This window comes from Propionivibrio limicola (assembly GCF_009469695.1).
Classification (GTDB): Bacteria; Pseudomonadota; Gammaproteobacteria; order Burkholderiales; family Rhodocyclaceae; genus Propionivibrio; species Propionivibrio limicola.
Genome location: NZ_SSSR01000001.1, coordinates 384,621 through 409,077, shown reverse-complemented (window position 1 = coordinate 409,077; position 24,457 = coordinate 384,621). Strand labels below are relative to the sequence as shown.

Here is a 24,457-nt window from a genome sequence, read left to right as displayed (position 1 = left end):
CCTGAAGATTAGGGAGTACGGTTACGTACAGTGGCTGTCTCAGTAAATACCTTACGAATTTTGCGGTCGGAAGCGGTAGTGTTTGTCCCGTTATATTCATAGGACTGCACTGATGAACTGATGTTGTCCTTTAGTGAAGTGACAAGCAGCGAAACGCGCACGGAAACTACTTTCGACCAGTCTGCTACCGAGTTTGCTGAAGCAAAGCTGTCGGCTGACCGATCCCCGTTGCTGTCAATTCCATAAGTAATCTGCATGTTTTCCACGCCCTGAATAAGCTCTCGTTTTTCGGGAGTTCCATTTGTTTGACCCGTAAGGCTGAGAACGTACAGTGATCGTCCGTTTCCGACGCTGCTGGCAGCGATGAAGTAGGCGTTTGAGTAGATCCGCAACAGAGATGAGCCTGGCTTGAATTGATAGGATTTCTCTGCTCCGCAGCTTGCTCCGAGGTACTTAGTGCAATTCCCAGGGGCGCCGGTGCCTGTGTTGTGCACAACATTTGTCTTGGTTGAACTTGCGGGGCCTGTCATTTGGAAAACTGCGGTGTGTGCACAATCGGTAATAAGCAAGATTTCTCCTGCGGGAAGGTTGTGGGTATTTGTATTGATCTGGGCTGAGGGCGGATTGTGGGACTGAACCACAAGTTCATTTGAAGGATCAATACCGAGAAGTACGATTGCATCGGTTCCTGCAATTATTCCCGCGCCGGTAAGTGCGCTTGGGAATGTGCTTACACCGCCTTCGTACCCAATGACTGGGGTAGCGAAATTCAGAAATGGACTAGAACTGCCACCGTTCACGACATTTGCGAATGTCGTCAGATCGCCGCACCCATTGTAGCCAGCCATGCGGATGTCACGGGTGATCGCATCCATCGCGAAACGCCCATTTTCTTGTAGGCGGGCGAAGTCCTCCTGGTAACGGAAGCTGCCACGCATGCTCAGATAAAGTCCGGCGATGATTGCAGTCATGAAGAGGCCGATCGCCAAGGCGATCATGAGCTCAACCAACGTTATGCCATGTTGTTCTTTTGTTAAAGGAAACGAAGTCATGGTTCAAATCTCAGGATAAATGTCTTGTTTGGAGTGCCTCCCTTGTTTTCGTCCCAAGAGATTGATATGGCATACCAGCTCGAGCTGCCGTCCTTGCAGACGGCTCCAGAGCCTTTGGGTAAGAGTTTGCTGTTTTGCTCATGCCAAATACAGGCGTCCCTTTGGGCAATCTGGGCTGCTGTGCAAGCCGAAGTGCATGCCCCACAAGAGCCAAGAGTTGATGTGGCGACCCCAACATTGCCATTGATGTTGATGGGGCACGTGGAGCTTGATCCAGGGGGAACGATAGCGTTGTAACTCCCGTCCTTTATGCCAGCCATATTCGCGCGCATTCTGTCAGCCATGTCGTAGGCTTGGGCGACTGCCATCGTTCTTAGCCCGGAGGTGGCGTTGGCTTGCAAGCTTTTGAGCATGAGGGATATAAGGCCCATCAGTCCGAAGCTGACAATGGCAACGGTGACGAGTACTTCTATCAGGGAAAATCCCGAAGAATTGGCTTTATTGTGGCAATACATCATGGTGTTTTATGAGCAACTTGATGTGGTGGTTTTTAATGAAACGCGTCCGGTAATCAGGATTTCGATTTCGCGTCCGAAGGATCCTGCACGGTCATCGCATATTTTGATAACCCCTGTTGTCGAAGAGGATGATGCACCATTGGGACGGAACTGAAGGTAGCGAAGCTCGCTGAATCCTGATGCCGTCAAGGTGATCTTTTTCGTTGAGGCTGACGGAACTACGCGAAGGATCGTGTCGCCTGAATCGATTTGACCGTAAGGCGAAACATCCGAAAAAATTATGCGCCCACCGGACCAGTCTGATCCTGATGTGGCGCACGTTGTGCCGTTATTGCTAATACACAGAGAAACACGGCGGCCTCTGCGTGCCGCCTCGGTGCGTGCGAGCGCCAAATCCGACATCAGGTCATTGGTTTCGGTAGCGAGGCGGCTATTTTTTACAATGGTCGAGAAGGACGGTGCCGCAATCGCCAGAACGATTGCTAGTACGGCAATCGTTACCAGCATTTCTATTAGCGTAAAGCCCCGATGTATCTGAAATGTACTCATGACTCCTCCTAGACTGCAATCGTAGATAACCGTATTGCAAGGCGGAGGGGTTTGCAGACGAAAGGCGTTGTCGGGCTGATTAGCGGATGATGCCGTAGGGTGTTTGGTGCTGGTGATGGGTAATAATCACATCTCTATGAAAATACAGCGTTATCTCATTTTTCTTGCATGTGGAGTCTCTTTGCTCGTGCATGCCATAGCGTTGCTGTGGAGTCCATGTTGGTTGGGCGGTAACAGCATTCCCGCAAAGGCGTTGCGTAGCAAGTTAGAGGTGAGAGTGCCGGGTACTGCTCGGTTGCTTGGCGTTCCGGATGCGGCAATCGGGGCAACTAATGACAAAAAAGAAGTGCAGTTTGGGGCTGGGGCGGCATCAGGGGTGAGTGATGAAGTGAGTAAATCTGCTGTTTCGACATCAAGCGAAATGACGTTGAAGGATTTCTCGCCATTGCCGATGGTTTCTCTTGATAGCTATCTCCCAGTCAGTGTGTTGACCGTTCCTCCAGGCCCGATTGATTCTATAGACGTGGTGCCTCCCGGCTTTCGTTCGCAGGGGTTGGTTGGCAGCGTTGAACTGCTGCTACTAATTTCCTCTGATGGGGTCGTAGACGACGTGCTGGTAATGAGTTCGAGCCTTCCAGAACCCGTTGTCCAATACGCCAAGCAGGCGTTCAGGCAAACTCGATTTTCCCCTGGGGTGATCAATACAACATCTGTACGCAGCCGTGTTCGTTTCGCTTTGTCGCCTGTGTCGGTGATCTTTGGCGCAAATTCGGAGTCTGGGGCGTCAGCAAAAAATCGTACAAGATAGGTCGATTATTCGTTCTCTATAAGGATGATGGGAGCGGAAACGAAACCCGCTCTTCTTTGCCTTCAAACTCGATTACGGTCGCTGGGGTAATGGACTTGATGTAAGTGACGATACGTTCGATGAGGATTTCAGGAGCGGAAGCGCCGGCAGTAACTGCGATCGCCTTTTTGCCTAAAAACCACTGGGTATCGATTTCTGCGGCGTGTTCGACCATATAAGCAGGCTTGCCTAACTTTTCGGCAATTTCGCGCAATCTGTTTGAATTTGAACTGTTAGGAGAGCCGACAACAATGACGATATCGCACTGATCTGCAAGCGCCTTGATAGCGTCTTGCCGATTTTGCGTCGCGTAGCAGATGTCTTCTTTCTTCGGGCCGGCTATGTCTGGAAACCTGGTTTTTAGTACGGAGATGATTTCTCTGGCGTCATCAACAGAGAGTGTTGTTTGTGTTACGTATGCCAGATTGGCAGAGTTCTGAACGACAAGGTCGCGAATGTCGTCAGCCTTTTCGATCAAATACATTCCGTCAGTGCATTGCCCCATCGTGCCTTCGACTTCAGGGTGGCCCTTGTGGCCGATCATGATGATTTCGCGTCCTTCTTTGCGCATGCGGGCGACTTCGAGGTGAACCTTGGTGACGAGTGGGCAGGTGGCGTCGAAGACTTTCAGGCCGCGCGCGGCGGCGTCAGCGCGCACGACTTGCGATACGCCGTGCGCGCTGAAGATGACGGTGGCACCGGTGGGTACCTCGTCGAGTTCGTCGACAAAAATGGCGCCTTTGGCGCGCAGGCTGTCGCAGACGAACTTGTTGTGCACGACTTCATGCCGGACGTAAATCGGCGCGCCGAATTTTTCGATGGCGCGCTCGACGATGGCGATGGCGCGTTCGACGCCCGCGCAGAAGCCGCGCGGGTTGGCAAGGATGATTTGCATGAGGCGCCTACTTTGTTTGGTTTGGACTGGATTCGACCGCGTTGTCGCTTGTCGGTTTCCCGAAAAGTTGATCCCAGATCAGCAGGGCGGCGCCGAGCGTGATGGCCGAGTCGGCGATGTTGAACGCGGGCCAGTAGTAGCCGGCCGCGTGCCACTGAATGAAGTCGACAACGACGCCGAAGCGAATGCGATCGATCACGTTGCCGAGCGCGCCGCCGAGGACGAGGGTGAGCGCCAGCGAGAGCCGGAATTCGTTGCGGTGCTGCCGGAGCAGATAAACGATCCAGCCGGAAACGCCGAGGGCGAGAGCGGTGAAGAACCAGCGCTGCCAGCCGCCAGCATCCGACAGGAAGCTGAAGGCGGCACCGGGGTTGAAGGCGAGCACCCAGTTGAAGAAGGGCGCGACGTAGCGCGTCTCCCCCGGTCGCATGGCGCCGAGCACGATCCATTTGCTGAGCTGGTCGAGCAGGATGACGAGTCCGGCCAGCCACAGCCACGGTTTGATGCTACGCGCAGGCACGATCTTCACCTTCGCCGTGCAGGTTGCTTGCACAACGGCCGCAGATTTCGGGATGCTCGGGGTTGCTGCCGACATCCTCTCGGACATGCCAGCAGCGCTCGCATTTACCGTGCGTGAGCGGTGCGCATTCGACCTTGTCTTCCCCGCGCAGGACCGTCGTCTTCGAGCAGATGAAGACGAAGCGCAGGTCGTCGCCGAGCGAGGTCAGGAGGTCGTGCTTTTCGCCGTCGGCGTGCAGCGTGACTTCGGCTTGCAGCGACGAGCCGATCTTGCCGGCGATGCGCAGTTCTTCCAGCGCGCGGGTGACTTCAGCGCGGTAGCCGCGGATCTTGCTCCATTTGTCGATGAGTGTCGCTTCGTCGGCGAGTTGCGGCAGCGGCTGCCAAGTCTCGAACATGATGGAGGCGTCGGCGTTGCCGGAGAGGGTTTGCCAGACTTCTTCGGCGGTGAAGGTGAGGATCGGCGCCATCAGTTTCACGAAGGTCTGCATGATGTGCCAGAGCGCGCTTTGCGCGGCGCGGCGAGCCTTCGAGTTGGCGGCCGAGGTGTAGAGGCGATCCTTGAGGATGTCGAGGTAGAAGCCGCCGAGGTCTTCCGAGCAGTAGGTTTGCAGGGATTGGACGACGCGGTGGAACTCGTATTTGCCGTAGTCGGCTTCGCACTGGAGCTGGAGCTGGCGCGTCATGGCCAGCGCGTAGCGGTCGATTTCGAGCCATTCATCGAACGGCAGCATGTCCTTGGCAGCGTCGAAATCAGACGTGTTGGCGAGCAGGAAGCGCAGCGTGTTGCGGATGCGGCGGTAGGCTTCGACGACGCGCTTCAGGATTTCGTCGGAAATCGACAGTTCTCCCGAGTAGTCGGTCGCCGCCGTCCACAGGCGCAGGATGTCGGCGCCGAGCGTGTCGGACACTTTTTGCGGGGCGACGACGTTGCCCTTGGACTTCGACATCTTGAGCCCCTTGCCGTCGACGACGAAGCCGTGCGTCAGCAGCGCCTTGTAGGGCGCGCGGCCGTCAATGGCGCAGCCGGTGAGCAGCGAGCTCTGGAACCAGCCGCGGTGCTGGTCGGAGCCTTCGAGATAGAGGTCGGCCGGGAAGGCGCATTGCGCTTCGTGCGAGCCGCGCATGACGCTGGAGTGGGTGACGCCGGAGTCGAACCACACATCGAGCGTATCGCTCATCTTGCGATACTGGTCCGCTTCGACACCGAGCAGTTCCTTCGCATCGAGCGAGAACCAGGCTTCGATGCCGGCCTTCTCGACGCGCAGCGCGACTTCCTCGATCAGCTCGGGCGTGCGCGGATGCAGCGCGCCGGTTTCCTTGTGCAGGAAGAAGGGGATCGGCACACCCCAGTTGCGCTGACGGGAAACGCACCAGTCCGGACGCGTCTTCATCATCGCCTCAAGACGGGCACGGCCCCAGGAGGGGAAGAATTGCGTTTCGTCGACGGCGCGCTCGGCGATCCAGCGCAGCGTGGCGGCGTCTTCCTTGTCCTTGTGCTCCATGCCGATGAACCATTGCGTCGTGGCGCGGAAGATGATCGGCGTCTTGTGGCGCCAGCAGTGCGGGTAGCTGTGGGTGATTTTCTCGACTTTGAGCAAGCGGCCTTTGGCTTCCAATTCTTGCAGGACAAGCGGGTTGGCTTCCCATACCGTCTTGCCAGCGAGTTCGGATACAGACAGTGCCGGCGTGTTGCCGAGGAATTTACCGTCGTCACCAACCGGGTTATTGACCGGCAGGCCGTAAACTTTGCCAATCAGGTAGTCGTCGACGCCGTGTGCGGGCGCGGTGTGCACGAGGCCGGTACCGGCTTCGAGCGTGACGTGCGTGCCGCAGATGATGGTGACGTCGCGTTCCTGGAACGGGTGCTTGAGCAGGACGTGTTCCAGCGCGGCCCCCTTGGCAGAGCCGATGACCGTCGTCTCACCTTCGTTGAAGCCGTAGCGCTTGAGGCTGGCTTCGGCGAGTTCACGGACGAGGATCAGCGCACCTTTCGGTGTTTCGATCAGGTCGTAAGTGAATTCAGGGTGGGCGCTGACGGCTTCGTTGGCGGGCAGCGTCCACGGGGTTGTCGTCCAGATGACGGCAAAGGCGGGGCCGCGCAGGTGGGTGAGGCCGAAAGCCTGGGCGACCTTGTCGGCATGGTTCGGATGGACTTCGAAGGCGACGTCGATGGCTTGCGAGGTCTTGTCTTCATACTCGACTTCGGCTTCGGCAAGCGCCGAACCGCAGTCCATACACCAGTTGACCGGCTTCAGCCCCTGATAGAGGTAGCCCTTGTCGAGAATCTTGCCGAGGGCGCGGATTTCGTCGGCCTCGGTCTTGAAGTTCATTGTCAGGTACGGGTTGTCCCACTCGCCGAGGACGCCCAAGCGGATGAAGTCCTTCTTCTGGCGCTCGACCTGTTCGGCGGCGTAGGCGCGGCATAACTCACGCACCTTGTCGCCGGGGATGTGCTTGCCATGCACCTTTTCGATCTGGTGCTCGATCGGCAGGCCGTGGCAGTCCCAGCCGGGCACGTAGGGCGCATCGAAACCGGCGAGCGTCTTCGAACGGACGATGATGTCCTTGAGAATCTTGTTGACGGCATGGCCGATGTGAATGTCACCGTTGGCGTAGGGAGGGCCGTCATGCAGCACGAAGCGCGGCCGGCCTTTCGAAATCTCGCGAATCTGCTGATAGAGCTTTTTCTCCTGCCAGTTGGCGACCCATTGCGGCTCGCGCTTGGCGAGGTCGCCGCGCATCGGGAAGGGGGTGTCGGTCAGATTCAGCGTGTTTTTGTAGTCGGCCATGGTGGTTACTCAGAGCTTGAAATAGTGTCGTGCGGACGTGACGTCGCGGGAGATTTGCGTTTTCAATGCGTCGAAATCGGGAAAGTGTACTTCGTTTCTGATCTTGTGCAGGAAGCGTACGTTGAGGTGCGTTCCGTAGATGTCCTGATTGAAATCGAGTAGATGAACTTCCAGTAACGGGCGCGGCAGGCGGTTGGCGCTCGGGCGGACGCCGATGTTGGCGACGCCTTTGTGCGGCCCGTCGGCCAGCCCATGCACTTCGACGGCGAAGACGCCCAGGAGCGGCGGCTTGTCGTGCTTGATGCGGATATTGGCGGTGGCAAAGCCGAGGTTGCGCCCGATCTTGTCGCCATGCACGACGCGGCCGTCGATCGAATACGGGCGGCCGAGCAGGCGCGCGGCGTGCTCCATGTCGCCTTTGCCGAGCGCCGAGCGGACTGACGAACTGGAGGCGCGTTCGCCCCCGATAATCACGCTGCCCATGCTTTCGACGGTGAAACCGTAGCGCTTGCCGGCTTCGCAAAGCATCGCGAAACTACCGCGGCGATCCGCGCCGAAGCGGAAGTCGTCGCCGATCACGATGTGTTTTGCCTTCAGGCAGCCAACCAGTGTGTTTTCAATGAAGGCTTGCGCGGTCTGCGCGGCAAAGGCGGCATTGAAACGGCAAATGTAGGCGAGAGCGGTGCCTTCCTCGCCGATCAATTCAAGTTTTTCGCGCAATGCGGAAAGGCGTGCCGGGGCCGATTCGGGCGCGAAGAATTCGCGCGGGTGCGGCTCGAAGGTGATGACGGCGGGAAGCAGTTGCTCGTTCGCCGCGATCTCGTTCAGGCGGGCGAGCAGCGCCCGATGGCCAAGGTGCACGCCATCGAAGTTGCCGATGGTGAGGGCGGTAGGGCTGGGCGCTGGGTGTGAGAATCCGCGATAAACGAGCATCAGAGAGAACGGGGTGGCAAGACGGGAAGGGAAAAAGCCTGAATTATAACGGCTTTGCCCCCCGAATGCCCGGCCAGGTAAGGTGCTCTTGGTGGTCAGGCCGGCCATGGCAGTGCCGGCTTTTTCCTTACCGCGTTTTGCTGAACTTCTCGACGAGTTGGCTGAGTTTCTCGGTGCGCTGGCGTTCGGCTTCGTTGCGCTTGCGTTCGGCCGTTTCGGCTTCCTTGCGCGCCTTGATGCGTTCGGCGTTTTTCTTGAAGCGTTCCCGAAGTACTTCGGTGGCGTGCTTGCGGTGTTCCTCGGTGATTTCTTCGGCCGGGTTGCCTTCGAGATCAAGCCGGTGTGTCGCCTTCTCCAACGTCTTGAGGTAGCGCAGCGAGTTGGTGTGCATGCTTAGCGCGACACGAAGCTGTTTGCGATTTACCTCTGGCAGTTTTGCGATCAATTGCTTGTCGATGCCGATGGCAAGCGGCGCGTGGTCGCGAATCACCGGAAAAGTTTCTTCGAGGGTTTTGAGTAAGGCGCGAGCCTCTTGCCCGATGGTGTTGGGCTGGGTGGGCGTGTTCATAAAGCGGACTGAGAAGGTTGGTGAATGGTCAGAAAGCAGTAAGGGCGGGAGCTTACCATGGGGGCATCCGGCCGCCTATCAGTGGTATGGCTTTGTCTATCGCGTCGCTTCGGCGTAAAGGGTCAGGAAGCTGGTGTGACGGCGCGGGTCGATGTGGCCGGCTTCGATCGCGGCGCGGATGGCGCAACCCGGTTCTTGGTCGTGACGGCAGTTGCGGAAGCGGCATTGGCCGATATACGGACGGAATTCGGGAAAGGCTTGTTCGAGGTCGCCCGGCGGCACGTGCCTCAGGCCGAATTCCTGCAGTCCGGGGGAGTCGATCAGGATCGACTCGGCGTCGAGCCGGTAAAGTGTGGCGTGCGTCGTCGTGTGTTTGCCGGAGTCCAGTGCTTCGGAAATTTCCCGTGTGCGGGCGTTGGCGCCTTCGATCAATGCGTTGATCAGCGTCGATTTTCCCATTCCGGACTGGCCGACGAGCACACTGGTGTGGCCGACGAGGAAGGGGCGCAATGCTTCGGCGCTAGCGGTTTTCTCGCGTGCGGAGATTTGGAGGATGGGGTAGCCAAGCTTGGTGAACGGCGCGAGCACCGAGAGCGCCGAGTCTACTCGTTCGCTCAAGTCGCATTTGTTGAGCACGATCAGCGTTTTCAGGTCTTGGCCTTCGGCGGCGACCAGGCAGCGCGTGACGAGCGCGTCGGAAAACGAGGGTTCGGTCGCGACTACGATGATGATTTGGGAAACGTTGGCGGCGATGAGTTTGTGTTTGAATTCGTTGGAGCGATAAAGCAGCGATTGGCGCGGCGCGATGGCTTCGATGACGCCCTGGCTGTCGCTGCTACGCTGAACCGTGACGCGATCACCGCAGGCCAGTTCGCTTTTCTTGCCGCGCGGGAAGCAGGGGAGCGTCTCGCCGTTGTCCAATTCAACGAGATAGTGCCGGCCATGCGCGGCGACAATGGTGCCTTCGAGCTTCACGTGGCTTGCTTCGCTTCAGTTAGCCGGGCGATTCGCAAAGCGGCGGGCGGGTGCGAGTCGTAGAACACCGAGTGCAACGGATCGGGCGTCAGCGTCGCGGCGTTGTCTTCGTACAGTTTTACCAGTGCGTGGATCAGGTCGTCGGCGCTGGCGTGAGTGGCGGCGTAGCGGTCGGCTTCGAATTCGTGGCGGCGCGAGAGCAGGCTCATCAGCGGGGTGAGCAGGAAGGTGAAGACGGGCGCGACCAGAAAGAAGAGAATCAGTGCGAGCGCCGTGTTTTGGGTGTTGACCCCGAGTCCGGCAAAAAACCATTCGGCTTGCATGAGTTGGCCGAGCGCGAGGAGGAATAGCAGCGCCATCGCGAACATGAGCACGATGCGTTTTATGACGTGGCGGTGCTTGAAATGGCCGAGCTCGTGCGCGAGAACGGATTCAATTTCGGCAGGTTGGAGGCGGTTGAGCAGCGTGTCGAAGAAGACGATGCGCTTGGTTTTGCCAAAGCCGGTGAAGTAGGCGTTGCCGTGGTTCGAGCGTTTCGAACCATCCATTACGAACAGGCCGGAGGATGCAAAGCCGCAGCGGGCGAGCAGGGCCTCGATGCGCTTCTTGAGCGCGTCGTCCTCCAGCGGCTTGAAGGTGTTGAACAGCGGGGCAATCCAGGTCGGGTAGATGAAAAGGATCAACAGGTTGAATCCGCACCAGAACAGCCAGACGTAAAGCCACCAACGCGGGCCCATTTGGGCCATGAGCCAGAGGACGAGGAGCAGCGCCGGCGTACCGATGGCCAGACCAAGCGCCGTTTGTTTGGCTAGATCGGCAAAGTAGAGTTTCAAGGTCATCCGGTTGAAACCGAATTTTTCCTCGATGACGAATTGGGCGTAGAGCGATTGCGGAATGTCGATCAGTGCCGAAATGCCCATGACGCTGAACATCATGGCGACGCCGTAAAAGAGGCCGTCCAGGCGCGGTGCCCAGAATTCATGCAACGCTTGCAGCCCGCCGCCGAGGGTGAAGGCGAGAAGTACGGCGGTTTCAATCACCAATCCGAAGATTCCGAAGCGGGTGCGCGTGACGCAGTAATCGGCCGCTTTTTGATGTGCAGCCAGTTGAATCCGGTCGGCGAATTGCGCGGGGACGGCGGCGCGGTGTGTGGTGACATGCGCGATTTGTCGCCGGGCGAGCCAGAGACGAAGCACCAGTGTCACCGTAAGCGTGGCGAGAAAAATGAGTGTGAAGTTCGCGGCGAGGGGTGGTGTATCGGGCATCAGGCTAGAATGAGCGCTTTATCGGATAAGAAAATCGTGGGCGGATTATATGGCACAAGACGCTAATCATCTTGTTTGGCTTGACATGGAAATGACCGGACTCGATCCGGAGCGTGATCGCATTATCGAAATGGCAATGATCGTGACCGATAGCAATCTTGAGACGGTCGCTGAATCGCCGGTCTGGGCGGTGCACCAGTCGGACGAATTGCTCGATGCGATGGATGAGTGGAACAAGAACACGCATGGTAAATCCGGCCTGATTGAGCGCGTCAAGGCGTCTACCCTCGATGAAGCGGCGGTTGAGGCGGCGGCGCTGGCGTTTGTGCAGGAATATGTGCCAAAACGGACCAGCCCGATGTGCGGCAATTCAATCGGTCAGGACCGGCGCTTCATGGTGCGCTACCTGCCTCAGCTTGAGGAGTGGTTCCACTACCGCAATCTTGATGTGAGCACTCTCAAGGAGTTGTGCCGCCGCTGGAAGCCGGAGGTGGCCAAAGGGTTCGAGAAGGAGTCAGCGCATACCGCGTTGGCTGATATTCGTGAATCGATCGATGAACTGAAATATTACCGCGAGCACTTTATCAAGCTGTGACGACAAGGGATGGCGGTGGCTGCCAAGGATGCGCGGTCACGCCCTTGGCATCGGGTTCAGAGGCTCGGCAGCGCCTCTTTATCCTCTGTCTCGATTTGCGGAAGTGCGGTAGCCGATTCCGCCTTCGGCGTTCGGCGGAAAAGATGGAATTTGGCGCTTTCCTTGCGGTCGCCCGGCCGTTTGCCATCCCACGCCTTGCGCCAGCGCGCTTCGGTGATCGACCCGAGCTTGCGGATGTCTCCTTGTGCGAGTAGCCAGGAGCATTTCGTTGCCAATTCGCTTTTCTGGGGAATGGTCCGGATGTCATCGAAATAATCGAACGAGGCCAGAATGGCTGGTGCTACGTTGGTATTTGCGATGCAGTCTACTTTTTTTGGTAGGGCGGTAGCGAGTGCATTGGATACGGGGCGGTAGGATTTCCCGTAATCGATCCACGGCATCCACAGCGCGACGAGCAGTAGCCAGAACAACGTCAGGCCCGCCATCCAGTGCGTTATTCCGCGAAACGGCGAGCGCGGGCTCGTGAGGATGAGCCAGAACCAGACGGCCGTGGCGGCGCCGGCAAAGACGAAAGCGTAAAGGTCGAAGCGGCCGATGAATCCAGGCTCAAGGCGCACTGCCTGGCGGGCGAGGCGCTCTGGCCAGCCGAATGCCATGGCGCTCCAGCCGATCCACACAACCCCCGCAAAGAGCGAGAAGGTCATCATGCTGAACCAGTCGAACGCATTCGCAGCGCCGCGTCGCAGAGACGCGATGCCGGGCACGGTCAGAAGAATGAGTGGTGGGAGCAACAGCAGAGCGGGAGCGCTGCGAACGTCGGTAGTCAGGCACAGGACGAGCAGTACACCGCCAAAAGAGAGCGTGGGCAGGGCAATTGATCGTTCGGTCAACTGGCGGCGTCTCGACCAGAGCGTCCAGGCGGCCAGTGGGAGTGCGGGCCACGCGTACCACAGCAGCAGGTTAAGGTATTTGAGCGGGGTGAAAAGCATTGCCCTGTCCTGGGGCATGGAGCCAAGTTCGGTTTGAACGAAAGCCTCGAAACTGCCGGGTGCTTCGATATTCAAAGCCAGTAGCCAGGCGGCGGCGATGATAGTGGCGATGCTAAATGCGATGAGAAAATAAGGCAGGGATTTTCTGATGTTTCCGGAAAGCAGGAGCGCGGTTAAGGTGACCGGGAGGAGGGCGGCGAGCGGAAGTAGTCCATTTGCCAGAAAACTGAGACCTGCTGCGCTGCCAAAGATAAGCATGGCGGGCACCGGTCGCCGCGGGAAAAGGGCGAGAGCCCAGTAGGCGGCGGTGTGCGCTGTCAGCGCGGAGAGCATCGGCTGAGCTTCGTGCGCGTGGTAGAGAAAGCCTATGCTGCCGGCGAGGGCGAGTGGCGCCGCTGCCGCGTAGTCACGGCCGTGCAGTTCTCGTGCGGCGAGCAGGATGAACTGGAGGGTCAGAAGAGTGGAAAGGCCGCTTGCCAGGCGCACGGCCTCGTGCACCGGTAGCAGCCAGGAGAATAAATGGGCGAAGAGCGACGCCAGCCAGTAGTAGAGCGGTGCGTCAGGGTGGGGTTGGCCTGCCAGCTCGAATGCTAACCAATTGCCGTTGCGGAAAATGTCATGCACGACGCCAATCGTGAGCGCGTCGTCGTGTTTCCATGGATCGTGCCCGATCAGGCCGGTAAAGATGTAAACGACGAGGAGAATGGCCAGCGCCCAGCCAGTGGGCGGAAGTGATATTCCTTTGGTAGTCGCGTGTTCCTGTTGAAACGGCATGGCCTGTCCGGGTGAGGGGCTGGTTGGTCTGAATTAATAAAAAAGGCAGCCGTCGGGCTGCCTTTTCTGCTGAGTTCGCGCGAACTCGAAGTCGAGCTTAAGCCGTTTTGGTGAGCTTGGAGCCGTACTTCTTGGTGAACTTCTCGACGCGGCCAGCGGTGTCGATGATCTTTTGCTTGCCGGTGTAGAACGGATGGCAGGCGGAGCACACTTCGACGTGAAGCGAACGGTTCAAAGTCGACTTGGTCTTGAAGGTGTTGCCGCACGAGCAGGCGACATCGATTTCGTTGTATTGCGGATGGATATCGGATTTCATCTGTGGAAATTCCTGTAAGTCAAATCTGGCCGGCTCGAGATGGACAAGCGCCACATCGGTGGTCGACCCCGGAAACGGCGGATTATGCTTGTTTTTTTTGGGGTTGGCAATGATAAAGGTTTTACTTTCGACTTAGCGGCGCATGGAATCGAAAAATTCGTTATTCGTCTTTGTCGCCTTGATTTTGTCGAGCAAGAACTCCATCGCCTCAAGGTCGTCCATGTTGTAAAGCAGCTTGCGTAGCACCCACATTTTCTGCAGCACGTCAGGTGTCAGCAGCAACTCCTCGCGGCGAGTGCCGGAACGGTTGACGTTGATCGCCGGGTAGACGCGTTTTTCAGCCATCCGGCGGTCAAGATGGATTTCCATGTTGCCGGTGCCCTTGAACTCTTCGTAGATGACGTCGTCCATGCGGCTGCCTGTGTCGATCAGTGCGGTAGCGATGATGGTCAGCGAGCCACCTTCCTCGATGTTGCGCGCCGCGCCAAAGAAACGTTTCGGTTTTTGCAGGGCGTTGGCGTCAACGCCGCCGGTCAGCACCTTGCCGGAGGCCGGTTGCACGGTGTTGTAAGCACGCGCCAGGCGGGTGATCGAGTCGAGCAGGATGACGACGTCCTTCTTGTGCTCGACCAGGCGCTTGGCCTTTTCGATGACCATCTCCGCGACCTGCACGTGACGCGTGGCCGGTTCGTCGAAGGTGGATGCGACGACCTCGCCGCGTACCGAGCGCGTCATTTCGGTCACTTCTTCCGGGCGTTCGTCGATGAGCAGGACGATCAGGTTGATGTCGGGGTGGTTGGCGGTGATCGCGTGCGCGATGTGCTGCATCATTACTGTCTTGCCGCTTTTTGGGCTGGCGACGAGCAGGCCGCGCTGGCCTTTGCCGATCGGTGCGATGATGTCGATAATCCGGCTGGTCGTGTTTTCCTCGCCGCGGATTTCGCGTTCAAGCTTGATGTGCTTTTCTGGGTGCAGTGGCGTCAGGTTTTCGAACAGGATCTTGTTCTTTGACGCCTCCGGTGGCTCGCCGTTGATCTTGTCGACCTTGACCAGTGCGAAGTAACGTTCGCCATCCTTCGGCGTGCGGATTTCGCCTTCGATGGTGTCGCCGGTGTGGAGGTTGAAGCGCCGGATCTGGCTTGGGCTGACGTAGATGTCATCGGTGCTGGCCAAGTACGAGGTGTCCGGCGAGCGCAGGAAGCCGAACCCGTCGGGTAGTGTTTCCAGCGTGCCGTCTCCGAAAATGGTTTCGCCTTTTTTGGCCTGATTCTTGAGCAGGGCGAAGATCAGTTCATGCTTGCGGAGCCGGTTGGCGCCCTCGATATTGTTGGCAACTGCCATGTCGAGAAGTTGGCTGACATGGAAAGCTTTTAGTTCGGATAGGTGCATGAGCGGTGTAGGTCAGTGAATGAGCCAGGTGTGCTTGGTGCGAACGCGACAGAGGTGCGGTCGGCGAGATGTTTCGGGTAAAACCGGAGGGGTTGGCGAGGGGGCGCCTAGAGTGCCTGAAAGCTGGTGTGACGCTTTTTGTGCTTGCGTTGTAGGTGAGGTGCGACGCGAAAGCTTTCAGGCCGAGGAGGATAGTGAGTTTACAGGGCGCTGTCAATGAAGGCACAAAGCTGCGATTTGGAAAGGGCTCCAACTTTCGTGGCTTCAACATTCCCATTCTTGAAGAGCATCAGCGTGGGGATGCCACGGACAGCGTAGTTTGCGGGTGTCTCCGGGTTGTCATCAATGTTCAATTTTGCGACCTTGAGGCGGCCAGCGTAATCCTTGGCGATGTCGTCAAGAATGGGGGCGATCATCTTGCAGGGGCCACACCATTCGGCCCAGTAATCCAACAGAACGGGTTGCGCGGACTGCAGTACTTCGGTTGCAAAGTTGTCATCGGTAACGTAGTGAATGTGTTCACTCATCAAAAAGCCTCTTGAAAATTGGTGTCCGTAAGAACGGTTGCGCCGAATGTGCCTTGTGCGCTCGGTATGGTCGGGGGGATGCCGTCTCAAAGCCCCCGGTTCCTTCATTTTTGTATCGTAGCGAAAAATAAGCAGTGAGGGAAGGCTTCCGGGCGGGGTAAGGGTGCGATCGCATGAATGTTGTTTGAATCAAATCAAGGAAGGTACTCCGTGCAATCATTTCGGCGAACGTCGAAATCCAAGTCTCTTGAGCGCAGGCTGTGTCCCCTGTTTGTCAGGGTGGCTGTTTTGGGGATTTTTGCGGTGCAGTGTGGTACGGGAAAATGACTGACGCATTTATGCGATTGCTCTTTCGCGTTGACGCAAGAAAAGCTAGCGAGTAAAGTCGCTCGTATGGGGGCGTAGCTCAGTTGGGAGAGCGGTTGGTTCGCAATCAACAGGTCGGCGGTTCGATCCCGCCCGTCTCCACCATAAATATCAAGGCTTGCAGCGATGCAAGCCTTTTTTGTTTTCTGTGCGGGCAATCTCAGGCTGGCGTTACGCAGTGTCTCGAAGGTCAAATCCGGCTTGAAGCACTCATCCAAAAACTTCTTTGTTGAACCGCGCTCACCAATTCTCCCCACGGGGGGGCTTCAATTTCTGCCAGAAACCGGTCTCGTCGCGTGACTTTCCTCTTCGCTTCTCCGTATTGCAGTTTGGGAAAACTCGATTGCCGGCTCATTGCTCTCTTTCAGTGCCACAACAAAAGCATTTTCTCATCCCGGCCGAACCCTCAGTCAGAAAACGGGAATGAATCAGCGGTTCCCTGATCCAGTACACTCGGCATCTCTTGGCTTTCTCTTCACCGCATGCAAAAGGTATCCGATGCAACCGATCCACGATGTTGATGTTCTTCTGTTACTCGCTCTGGCGCTCTCCTCAAAGCGGCGGCCGGCCGAACTTGTCGAGATTGTCGCGGCGACCGAGATCGTTCAGGGCGTCATTCCCGCCGATGTGCGGCTGGTCGAAGCCTTCTCCCGCCTAGCCAGGCACGGTCTGATTCGCGCTCAGGATGGCGGGTTCACGCTGACGGCGGAAGCGCAGAATGTCTTGGCCAATCCATCGAGAAGCGCCGACACGACCAAGCGCATCGCCGGCATCAAGGAAAAGCTGGCGGCCTACAACGCCCAGGGCGAGCACGCGCCGATCCAGCTCACGACCAAGGAAGTCTGCGTCGCCATTCTGGCGCACCGCGCTTCGGCCAATAGTGCTGCCAAGAACCTGCTGGCGCCCAAGCCTCAAACCAGCGCGAGCGACAAGCCGCGCCCCGGTCAACGCCAGCGCAAGCCACTACCCGCACGCCGCCGCAAGGACTGACCGATATGACCGAAACCGCACCCCTCGCCGCGACCGAAGCACGCTCCTTCGACGAACTTTCGCTGTCGCCCGGCCTGCGCGCCGCCCTGAAGCAGCTCGAATACCAGACGATGACGCCGATCCAGGCGGCCAGCCTGCCGATCTCGCTGGGCGGGCATGACCTGATCGCGCAAGCCAAGACCGGCAGCGGCAAGACGGCGGCCTTCGCCATTACCCTGCTCACCAATCTCAACCCGCGCCGCTTTGCCGTGCAAGCCATGGTGCTCTGCCCGACGCGCGAACTGGCCGAGCAGGTGACGCAGGAAATCCGCCGGCTGGCGCGCTTCGAAGACAACATCAAGGTGCTGTCGCTGTGCGGCGGCACCCCCATCGGCCCGCAACGGGGCAGTCTCGAACATGGCGCGCACATCGTCGTCGGCACGCCGGGACGCCTCATGGATCACCTCGAACGCGGCAGCCTGCGCCTTGACGCGCTCAACACGCTGGTGCTCGACGAGGCCGACCGCATGCTCGACATGGGCTTTTACGACGACATCGTGTACGTCGCCGAACACTGCCCGCCCCACCGCCAGACCTTGCTCTTCTCGGCCACCTACCCGGAAGGCATCGACAGGCTGGCGAGCCAGTTCCTGCGCCAGCCGCAGGAAGTCAAATTGCCGGAGCAGCATGAGGGCAGCAAGATTCGCCAGCGCTTCTACGAGATCAAGCACGAAGAACGCCTGCAAGCCGTCGCTACGCTGCTCAAGCACTACCGGCCGGTCAGCACGCTGGCCTTCTGCAATACCAAGCAACAGTGCCGCGATTTGCTCGATGTGCTGCACGCCCAGGGCTTTCACGCGCTGACGTTGAATGGCGACCTGGAACAGCGCGAACGCGATCAGGTGCTGATCCAGTTCGCCAACCGCAGCTGTTCGGTGCTGGTGGCGACCGACGTCGCCGCGCGCGGGCTGGACATCGCCCAGCTCGAAGCGGTGATCAACGTCGATGTCACGCCCGACCCGGAAATCTACATCCACCGCATTGGCCGTACCGGCCGCGCCGACGAGGACGGCTGGGCGTTCAGCCTGTGCAGCCCGCGCGACCGGCGCCGCGTGGACACCATCGCCCGGATGACCGGCAGCGAACCCGAATGGCACACGCTCGGCTCGCTGCAGAGCGGCAACGACGAAGCCCCGGTGCCGCCCATGGTCACCCTGCAGATTCTCGGCGGACGCAAGGAAAAGATCCGCCCCGGCGACGTCCTCGGCGCGCTCACGGCAGAAGCGCCCGGCACGCGCACCTTCACCCGCGAGCAGGTCGGCAAGATCACCGTCACCGACCAATCCACCTACGTCGCCGTGGCACGCGAGATCGCTGGCGAAGCCCTGCGCAAGCTGGCAACCGGGAAGGTCAAGGGCAAGACCGTAAAAGTGCGCGCGCTGGAGAATTGAGGAAGCACCGGATAATTCGAGATCCGTCATTCAGGGAAAAAGCCGGAATCCATAAAAATCAACGGACTGGACACCGGTGTTCGCCGGTGTGACGAATAAATCAGCGTCTTCTTAATCGCCTTTTAAAATTCGACTAACGACTTGCGGCGTGTTTCTGGGGGAACGGGAAGCAGCTAACGCCGATGCAGTGCAACTGAAACAGACCAAGGTTGCAACCGGCGTCCATACAAAAGTAAGCCTCTGCTGTCCCACCTTTTCAGCGCACGCCTATTCCGGTAGGGATTTGAGAGGCGGCAACTTATCAGTCTGCGAATGCGGGCAGGTCGGGAGTTTTTCCAGCGTGGTTGTCAGCCAAGTCAGCGGCCCAAAGCCATTGGGTTTGGCGGTGCCGAGCAGACTCTGGATGGCGGCGGCGCGTTTGTCCGCCCGTTCGGTCCGGAGTCGCATACGTTCCTCGTGGGTGCCCGCCCGCGTCGATTCGTGTTCAAGTCATCTTGACGGTGTGCATCAGGTAGTTGACGTCAGTGTTATTGGTCAGGCTGTAGCGCTGGCTCAGCGGGTTATAGCTCATGCCAATCAATTCATCGGGCTCCAGTCCGACACTTCTGGTCCAGCGCGAGAGTTCGGCTGGCTTGATGAATTTGGCGTATTCGTGCGTACCTTTGGGTAACATCCTGAGGATGTATTCGGCGCCAATGACAGCGAGTAAATAGGCTTTTGGGTTGCGGTTGAGCGTTGAGAAGAAAACGTGTCCGCCAGGCTTGACGAGAGCCGCGCATGCGGCGATGGTGCTGGCCGGATTCGGGACGTGCTCTAGCATTTCCATGCAGGTTACAACATCAAAAGTGCCTGCCGCCTGTGTGGAGAATTCTTCCGCTGAAATTTTTTTGTATTCCACATTGACGCCGCTTTCCAGGAGGTGCAAACGGGCAACCCCCAGTGCCTTGTCCGAAAGGTCGATGCCGGTTACCTCTGCGCCGCGGCAGGTCATGCTTTCGGAGAGGATGCCGCCGCCGCAGCCGATATCGAGAACATTTTTTCCGGCCAGCTTTGCATGGCGGTCAATCCATTCGAGGCGTAAGGGATTGATCTCGTGCAATGGCTTGAATTCACTGTTCGGATCCCACCATCGGTGAGCGAGTTGGCTGAATTTGTCTAGTTCGTTTGGGTCGGCGTTTTGCATAACAGAGTTTCCCTGTTGGTGGAAACAAAAAAGCCCTGCCGAGGCAGGGCTTTTTTTATATCGGCGAAATTACTTCTTGGTGCCGATGATTTCGATGTCGACGCGGCGGTCAGGTTGCAGACAAGCGATGACCTTGGCGCTCTTCGGTCCCTTGCACTGATCAGCCTTGGTTACCGGCTGCTTGCTGCCCTTGCCTTCGGTGTAAACGCGGTTGGCCGGGATGCCCTTGTTGACCAGATAATCCTTAACGGAGGCGGCACGCTTTTCGGAGAGCTTCTGGTTGTAAGCGGCGCTGCCGATGCGGTCAGCGTGACCAACGGCGATAACGACTTCCAGGTTCAGGTTGCCGGACTTGGCAACAACGCCGTCAAGCTTCTGCTTGCCTTCCGGACGCAGGGTCGACTTGTTGAAGTCGAACAGGGCGTCAGCAGCGAGCGTGACCTTTTCGCCGGCGGGCTTGGTGGCTGCAACAGGCGCGGCAGGTGCAGCGGCCTTCGGTTCGCAAACTTCCTTCGGGAGGAGGTCCTTGTCGCACTTGCAGCCAGCCGGATCCTTGGCGGCGGCGGCCGGGGTCCAGAAGTTGGTGCGCCAGCACAGGCCGGCGCCGCTCATGGCGACTTCACCGCGCTGGTCAATGACGTAAACGCGGTCAGTGGCTTGTTGTGCCTGGGCCAGCGAAGCACAGATACCGAGAGTAGCGGCAACTACGGCTACGATGGAGTGTTTGATTGTTTTATTCATCTGATTTCACCTCGTTGTTTGTAAAAAGCCTGCGGAAAACTTTTGTCCGCATGGCCTGTTATGCCTCTTGGTTAAATACACAGTCAAGCTTGGCGCGGACGGATTTGATTCTGCCATAGGGATGCAAGTTTTTTCAACTTGATTTCCGTGTTCTCGACTGGTTTGCGGGAATTGATGCGGCATTTTCCCGACACCCAAACGTCTGATACGTTTTCCCTTCCCGCGGAATACACGACATGCGATGCGGGGTCATAGCAGGGGAGTTGGCTGATACTGTCGAGTTCTATGGCGCAAAGATCGGCGGATTTGCCAGGGGAAATTGAGCCGATAAGCCAGTCAAGGCCGAGGGCTTGGGCTCCGCCGAGGGTTGCCATACGTAAAACCTCATGCGCGCTAAAGGTGCTAGCTTGCCCGCTGCATGCTTTGGCCAGCAAGGCGGCGAGGCGCATTTCCTGAAGAATGTCGAGCCGGTTGTTGCTGGCGGCGCTGTCGGTTCCCAGGCCGATGTTGATGCCTTGTTTCGCTGCATTGCTGATCAGGGCGGGAAGGCCGCTGGCCAGCTTGAGATTTGAGCTCGGGCAATGAGCGATTGAGCAGCCATGTTCTGCCAGCAGGCAGATTTCATCGGGAGTGAGGTGGACGGCGTGAACCCCGATGAGTCCGGGGCCGAGCAATCCGAGTCGGCGCAGTCGCTCGATGGGCCGAACGCCGTATTTCATCATGCTTTCGTCGATTTCCTGTTGCGTTTCGTGAATGTGGAGGTGGATCGGGAGGTTGCACTGTTCGGCGATGGCGAGAACGCGCGAGAAATTCCGGTCATTGACGGTGTAAGGGGCGTGTGGGGCAAGGCAGAAACTGATGAGCGGTTCTTCTCGGAATACGTCGCGGATGGCGAGTCCTTTGGCCAGATAATCGTCAGCGTCTGTGCCGTAGGCTGTCGGAAAATCGAGCGTAATCAGGCCGATGGCGGCACGCATTCCGGAGTCAAGCGCCGCTTTGGCGGCGGCCTCGGGGAAGAAGTACATGTCGTTGAAGCAGGTGATGCCGCTTTGAAGCATTTCGGCGCAGGCGAGCAAGGTGCCGTCGTAGACGAACTGCGGGGATACGAACTTTTGCTCGGTCGGCCATGTGTGCTTCTGCAGCCATTCCATCAGCGGCAGGTCGTCGGCTATGCCGCGCAGCAGTGTCATGGCCGCATGGGTGTGCAAGTTGACGAGCCCTGGAATCAAAACGTGGTGCGAAAGGTGTTTTGTTTGGCGAGGTAGAAAGCGAAGTCGGGCCTCTTGTTGTTGCAAAACGGCAACAATTTTTCCGTTGTCGATCGCGGCGGCATGGTTCTCGAGAACCATGCCGGCTGGCTCAATGGGGATGATCCAGCGTGCTTCGATGAGTAGATCAATGGCGGTCATGTGGCTTGGGTTGTTGAACGGGGTGAAAGTGGTGTTTTTAATGTTCGGTGAGCATAGCGCGGGTTTGTGGTTACGGGCTCCTTTTGGCTTGCCGGTCGGGAATAGGCTGCGGCCAGCGTGATAGAATCCGTCGTTTGTTCAAACGACAACAAAAGCCGAAGTCTGGTTCTTGCTGGAACTTTCCGGATAGACAAGTATGGAACACCCCGTAGAACTCTTCGCGAAGGAAACCCTTCCCATTAGCCTCGAAGACGAGATGCGCCGATCGTATCTCGACTATGCGATGAGCGTGATCGTGGGGCGCGCCTTGCCTGATGCGCGCGACGGCCTCAAGCCGGTGCATCGCCGTGTCCTGTTTGCCATGCACGAGCTTGGCAACGACTGGAACAAGCCCTACAAAAAGTCGGCTCGTGTCGTCGGTGATGTGATCGGTAAATACCATCCGCACGGCGATACCGCGGTCTATGACACGATTGTGCGCATGGCACAGGACTTTTCCCTGCGCTACATGCTGGTTGATGGGCAGGGTAACTTCGGTTCGGTCGATGGTGATAACGCGGCAGCGATGCGATACACCGAAGTCCGCATGGCGCGCATCGGCCACGAATTGCTGGCGGACATTGAAAAAGAAACGGTCGATTTCGGTCCGAACTACGATGGTTCCGAGCAGGAGCCGTTAATTCTCCCGGCGCGCATCCCGAATCTGCTGATCAATGGCTCGTCGGGGATTGCGGTGGGCATGGCGACGAATATCCCCCCGCACAACATCAACGAAGTCATTGATGCCTGTTTGGCCCTGTTGCGCAATTCCGAGATGTCGGTAGACGACCTGATCGAGATCATCCCGGCGCCGGATTTTCCGACGGCAGGCATCATCTACGGTGTGACCGGAGTTCGGGAGGGGTATCGCACCGGTCGCGGCCGGGTGATCATGCGGGCCCGAACGCACGTCGAGGATATCAAGGGGTCCAACGACCGTCAGGCGATCATCGTCGATGAATTGCCGTATCAGGTAAATAAGCGCTCCTTGCTCGAAAAAATCGGCGAGCTGGTCAACGACAAGAGAATTGAGGGTATCGCCGATCTGCGCGACGAGTCCGACAAGTCCGGTATGCGCGTGGTGATCGAACTCAAGCGTGGCGAAGTGCCCGAGGTCGTGCTCAACTGTCTCTACAAGCAGACGCAGTTGCAGGATACCTTCGGCATGAACATGGTGGCGCTGGTCGACGGCCAGCCGCGCTTGCTGAACCTCAAACAGTTGCTTGACTGCTTCCTGTCGCACCGGCGCGAGGTCATCACCCGCCGCACGGTGTACGAATTGCGCAAGGCGCGCGAACGGGCGCACATTCAGGAAGGTCTGGCGGTGGCGCTCGACAACGTCGACGAGATCATTGCCCTGATCAAGGCCTCGCCGACGCCGGCCGATGCGCGGCGTGGCCTGATGGCGAAATTGTGGATGTCGGCCACAGTCGGCGAAATGCTGCAACGGGCGTCGCTCGATGCGACGCGCCCGGAGGGGCTAGCGCTGGAGTACGGCCTGTCGTCAAACGGCTATCTGCTTTCGGAGGCCCAAGCGCAGGCGATCCTCGAATTGCGTCTGCAGCGTCTGACCGGGCTGGAGCGCGACAAGATCGTTGCCGATTTCGCCGAGTTGCTGGTGAATATCGCCGATCTGATGGATATTCTCGCTCGCCCGGAACGCATCACCGAGATCATTTCCGAAGAATTGGCCGCCATTCGCGCCCAGTTTGGCGACAAGCGCCGCTCGGAGATCGAGCTCAATACGCAAGACCTCGGCATTGAGGACTTCATCACGCCGCAAGACATGGTGGTGACGCTTTCCCATTCCGGTTACATCAAGTCGCAGCCGTTGGCCGACTACCGCGCACAGCGTCGCGGCGGGCGCGGTAAACAGGCGGCAGCGATGAAAGAAGATGATTTCGTCGATCACCTTTTTGTGGCGAATACGCACGACTACATCCTCTGTTTCTCGAACCGCGGCCGCGTTTACTGGCTCAAGGTTTATGAAGTGCCACAGGGTACGCGCACCAGCCGTGGCAAGCCGATCGTCAATATGTTCCCGCTCGAAGAGGGGGAGAAAATCAACGCCATCCTGTCGATCAAGGAGTTTGTGGAAGACCGTTTCATCTTCATGTGTACGACACAGGGGACGGTGAAGAAAACGCCGCTTTCCGCTTTCTCTAACCCGCGCAAGGCCGGCATCATTGCGGTCGAACTGGACGAGGACGATTACCTGATTGGCGTCGAAGTAACCAACGGCACGCAGGACATCATTCTAGTTTCCGACGCCGGCAAGGCGGTCTGGTTCGACGAGGAAGACGTGCGCCCGATGGGCCGTACGGCGCGCGGTGTGCGCGGCATGAAGCTTGGCGCGGGGCAGCAGGTGTTGTCCTTGCTGGTGGCCGAGAACCACCAGGAAACGGTGCTGGTGGCCACTGAGAACGGCTACGGCAAGCGCACGGTGCTGGCTGATTTCCGCCATTCGGGGCGCGGTACGCAAGGCGTCATCGCCATTGCCGCCAGCGAGCGCAACGGCAAGGTCGTCGCGGCCCGTCTCGTCAAGGATGAGGACGAAATCATGCTGATCACGACCGGCGGTGTGCTGATCCGAACCCGCGTGCATGAAATTCGCGAACTGGGCCGGGCGACGCAGGGCGTGACGCTGATTGCGCTCGATCCGGGCGAAAAGCTTGCGGGGCTCGAAAAGATCGTGGAGTCGGATGACGAGCACGATGATGGCGGCGAAGAAGGCAGCCCGGAGGGGAATGATGCCGCCAGCGATGATTCAGCTCCCATACAGGAATAATCAGGAAA

General features: G+C 58.2%; 22 protein-coding genes, 1 tRNA gene and 1 pseudogene. 6 read left to right on the top strand and 18 right to left on the bottom strand.

What is annotated here, in order from left to right; genetic code table 11:
- Nucleotides 1–8 precede the first annotated feature (8 nt).
- The 3 genes from GH659_RS01965 to GH659_RS01955 are packed head-to-tail and all read right to left on the bottom strand — an operon-like array spanning nucleotide 9 to nucleotide 2,119.
- Nucleotides 9–1,052 (bottom strand): PilW family protein, encoded by a 1,044-nt coding sequence (locus GH659_RS01965; RefSeq protein ID WP_153109059.1) that lies wholly within the window; start codon nucleotides 1,050–1,052, stop codon nucleotides 9–11.
- A complete protein-coding gene (gene pilV, locus GH659_RS15130) occupies nucleotides 1,049–1,567 on the bottom strand; it encodes a type IV pilus modification protein PilV (protein WP_425499972.1) in 519 nt (172 codons plus the stop codon). Before pilV ends, GH659_RS01965 begins: the two co-directional genes overlap by 4 nt.
- A gap of 9 nt (nucleotides 1,568–1,576) precedes the next feature.
- Nucleotides 1,577–2,119 carry a GspH/FimT family pseudopilin gene (locus tag GH659_RS01955; RefSeq protein WP_153109058.1) on the bottom strand — a complete coding sequence of 181 codons (543 nt, stop codon included), beginning with the start codon at nucleotides 2,117–2,119 and terminating at the stop codon, nucleotides 1,577–1,579.
- A 115-nt stretch (nucleotides 2,120–2,234) separates the two neighbouring features.
- Here GH659_RS01955 and GH659_RS01950 point away from each other — a divergent pair, with 115 nt between their 5' ends.
- Nucleotides 2,235–2,927 (top strand): energy transducer TonB, encoded by a 693-nt coding sequence (locus GH659_RS01950; RefSeq protein ID WP_153109018.1) that lies wholly within the window; start codon nucleotides 2,235–2,237, stop codon nucleotides 2,925–2,927.
- 16 nt (nucleotides 2,928–2,943) lie between these two features.
- On the opposite strand, the gene ispH is transcribed toward GH659_RS01950, so the two are convergent.
- The 7 genes from ispH to GH659_RS01915 all read right to left on the bottom strand — a co-directional run bounded on the left by ispH (nucleotide 2,944) and on the right by GH659_RS01915 (nucleotide 10,913).
- Nucleotides 2,944–3,861 carry a 4-hydroxy-3-methylbut-2-enyl diphosphate reductase gene (gene ispH / locus GH659_RS01945; protein WP_153109017.1) on the bottom strand — a complete coding sequence of 306 codons (918 nt, stop codon included), beginning with the start codon at nucleotides 3,859–3,861 and terminating at the stop codon, nucleotides 2,944–2,946.
- 7 nt (nucleotides 3,862–3,868) lie between these two features.
- A complete protein-coding gene (lspA, locus tag GH659_RS01940; protein WP_246167635.1) occupies nucleotides 3,869–4,381 on the bottom strand; it encodes a signal peptidase II in 513 nt (170 codons plus the stop codon).
- Nucleotides 4,368–7,172: an isoleucine--tRNA ligase gene (gene ileS / locus GH659_RS01935; RefSeq protein WP_153109016.1), complete on the bottom strand. Its 2,805-nt coding sequence runs from the start codon at nucleotides 7,170–7,172 to the stop codon at nucleotides 4,368–4,370. The genes lspA and ileS overlap by 14 nt, the downstream gene beginning before the upstream one ends.
- Before the next feature lie 9 nt (nucleotides 7,173–7,181).
- The gene (locus GH659_RS01930) at nucleotides 7,182–8,105 is read right to left on the bottom strand and encodes a bifunctional riboflavin kinase/FAD synthetase (protein ID WP_153109015.1); all 924 of its coding nucleotides are present in this window, start codon (nucleotides 8,103–8,105) and stop codon (nucleotides 7,182–7,184) included.
- A gap of 127 nt (nucleotides 8,106–8,232) precedes the next feature.
- Nucleotides 8,233–8,673, bottom strand: coding sequence for a ProQ/FINO family protein (locus GH659_RS01925; protein ID WP_153109014.1), 441 nt, complete (start codon nucleotides 8,671–8,673; stop codon nucleotides 8,233–8,235).
- Nucleotides 8,674–8,769: 96 nt separating this feature from the next.
- Nucleotides 8,770–9,648, bottom strand: coding sequence for a ribosome small subunit-dependent GTPase A (rsgA, locus tag GH659_RS01920; protein WP_153109013.1), 879 nt, complete (start codon nucleotides 9,646–9,648; stop codon nucleotides 8,770–8,772).
- Nucleotides 9,645–10,913: a M48 family metallopeptidase gene (locus GH659_RS01915; protein ID WP_153109012.1), complete on the bottom strand. Its 1,269-nt coding sequence runs from the start codon at nucleotides 10,911–10,913 to the stop codon at nucleotides 9,645–9,647. The genes rsgA and GH659_RS01915 overlap by 4 nt, the downstream gene beginning before the upstream one ends.
- A gap of 49 nt (nucleotides 10,914–10,962) precedes the next feature.
- Here GH659_RS01915 and orn point away from each other — a divergent pair, with 49 nt between their 5' ends.
- Entirely contained in the window at nucleotides 10,963–11,508 is a 546-nt protein-coding gene (orn, locus tag GH659_RS01910) for an oligoribonuclease (RefSeq protein WP_153109011.1), read from the top strand.
- Nucleotides 11,509–11,564: 56 nt separating this feature from the next.
- On the opposite strand, the gene GH659_RS01905 is transcribed toward orn, so the two are convergent.
- The 4 genes from GH659_RS01905 to trxA all read right to left on the bottom strand — a co-directional run bounded on the left by GH659_RS01905 (nucleotide 11,565) and on the right by trxA (nucleotide 15,503).
- Nucleotides 11,565–13,271 carry an ArnT family glycosyltransferase gene (locus tag GH659_RS01905; RefSeq protein WP_153109010.1) on the bottom strand — a complete coding sequence of 569 codons (1,707 nt, stop codon included), beginning with the start codon at nucleotides 13,269–13,271 and terminating at the stop codon, nucleotides 11,565–11,567.
- Between the two features lie 97 nt (nucleotides 13,272–13,368).
- The gene (rpmE, locus tag GH659_RS01900) at nucleotides 13,369–13,587 is read right to left on the bottom strand and encodes a 50S ribosomal protein L31 (protein WP_153109009.1); all 219 of its coding nucleotides are present in this window, start codon (nucleotides 13,585–13,587) and stop codon (nucleotides 13,369–13,371) included.
- 132 nt (nucleotides 13,588–13,719) lie between these two features.
- Entirely contained in the window at nucleotides 13,720–14,976 is a 1,257-nt protein-coding gene (gene rho, locus GH659_RS01895; protein ID WP_153109008.1) for a transcription termination factor Rho, read from the bottom strand.
- A 200-nt stretch (nucleotides 14,977–15,176) separates the two neighbouring features.
- On the bottom strand, nucleotides 15,177–15,503 hold the full coding sequence (gene trxA / locus GH659_RS01890; RefSeq protein WP_153109007.1) for a thioredoxin TrxA: 327 nt from the start codon (nucleotides 15,501–15,503) through the stop codon (nucleotides 15,177–15,179).
- A 395-nt stretch (nucleotides 15,504–15,898) separates the two neighbouring features.
- Between trxA and GH659_RS01885 the strand changes: the two genes are divergently transcribed.
- From GH659_RS01885 to dbpA, 3 genes are all read left to right on the top strand, one after another.
- Nucleotides 15,899–15,974, top strand: a tRNA-Ala gene (locus tag GH659_RS01885).
- Between the two features lie 393 nt (nucleotides 15,975–16,367).
- Nucleotides 16,368–16,859, top strand: a complete 492-nt coding sequence (locus GH659_RS01880; protein WP_153109006.1) for a hypothetical protein — start codon at nucleotides 16,368–16,370, stop codon at nucleotides 16,857–16,859.
- A gap of 5 nt (nucleotides 16,860–16,864) precedes the next feature.
- Complete coding sequence (dbpA, locus tag GH659_RS01875) at nucleotides 16,865–18,289, top strand: ATP-dependent RNA helicase DbpA (protein ID WP_153109005.1); 1,425 nt, start codon at nucleotides 16,865–16,867, stop codon at nucleotides 18,287–18,289.
- Nucleotides 18,290–18,556: 267 nt separating this feature from the next.
- Here the strand turns inward: dbpA and GH659_RS01870 are convergent.
- The 4 genes and pseudogenes from GH659_RS01870 to GH659_RS01855 all read right to left on the bottom strand — a co-directional run.
- Nucleotides 18,557–18,724 (bottom strand): annotated as a pseudogene (locus GH659_RS01870) (transposase domain-containing protein); the annotation flags it as partial.
- A 49-nt stretch (nucleotides 18,725–18,773) separates the two neighbouring features.
- Complete coding sequence (gene ubiG / locus GH659_RS01865; protein WP_153109003.1) at nucleotides 18,774–19,472, bottom strand: bifunctional 2-polyprenyl-6-hydroxyphenol methylase/3-demethylubiquinol 3-O-methyltransferase UbiG; 699 nt, start codon at nucleotides 19,470–19,472, stop codon at nucleotides 18,774–18,776.
- A gap of 69 nt (nucleotides 19,473–19,541) precedes the next feature.
- Nucleotides 19,542–20,213 carry an outer membrane protein OmpA gene (gene ompA, locus GH659_RS01860; protein WP_153109002.1) on the bottom strand — a complete coding sequence of 224 codons (672 nt, stop codon included), beginning with the start codon at nucleotides 20,211–20,213 and terminating at the stop codon, nucleotides 19,542–19,544.
- A gap of 83 nt (nucleotides 20,214–20,296) precedes the next feature.
- Complete coding sequence (locus GH659_RS01855; RefSeq protein WP_153109001.1) at nucleotides 20,297–21,622, bottom strand: TRZ/ATZ family hydrolase; 1,326 nt, start codon at nucleotides 21,620–21,622, stop codon at nucleotides 20,297–20,299.
- A gap of 196 nt (nucleotides 21,623–21,818) precedes the next feature.
- Between GH659_RS01855 and gyrA the strand changes: the two genes are divergently transcribed.
- Nucleotides 21,819–24,449, top strand: coding sequence for a DNA gyrase subunit A (gyrA, locus tag GH659_RS01850; protein ID WP_153109000.1), 2,631 nt, complete (start codon nucleotides 21,819–21,821; stop codon nucleotides 24,447–24,449).
- Nucleotides 24,450–24,457: the final 8 nt, after the last annotated feature.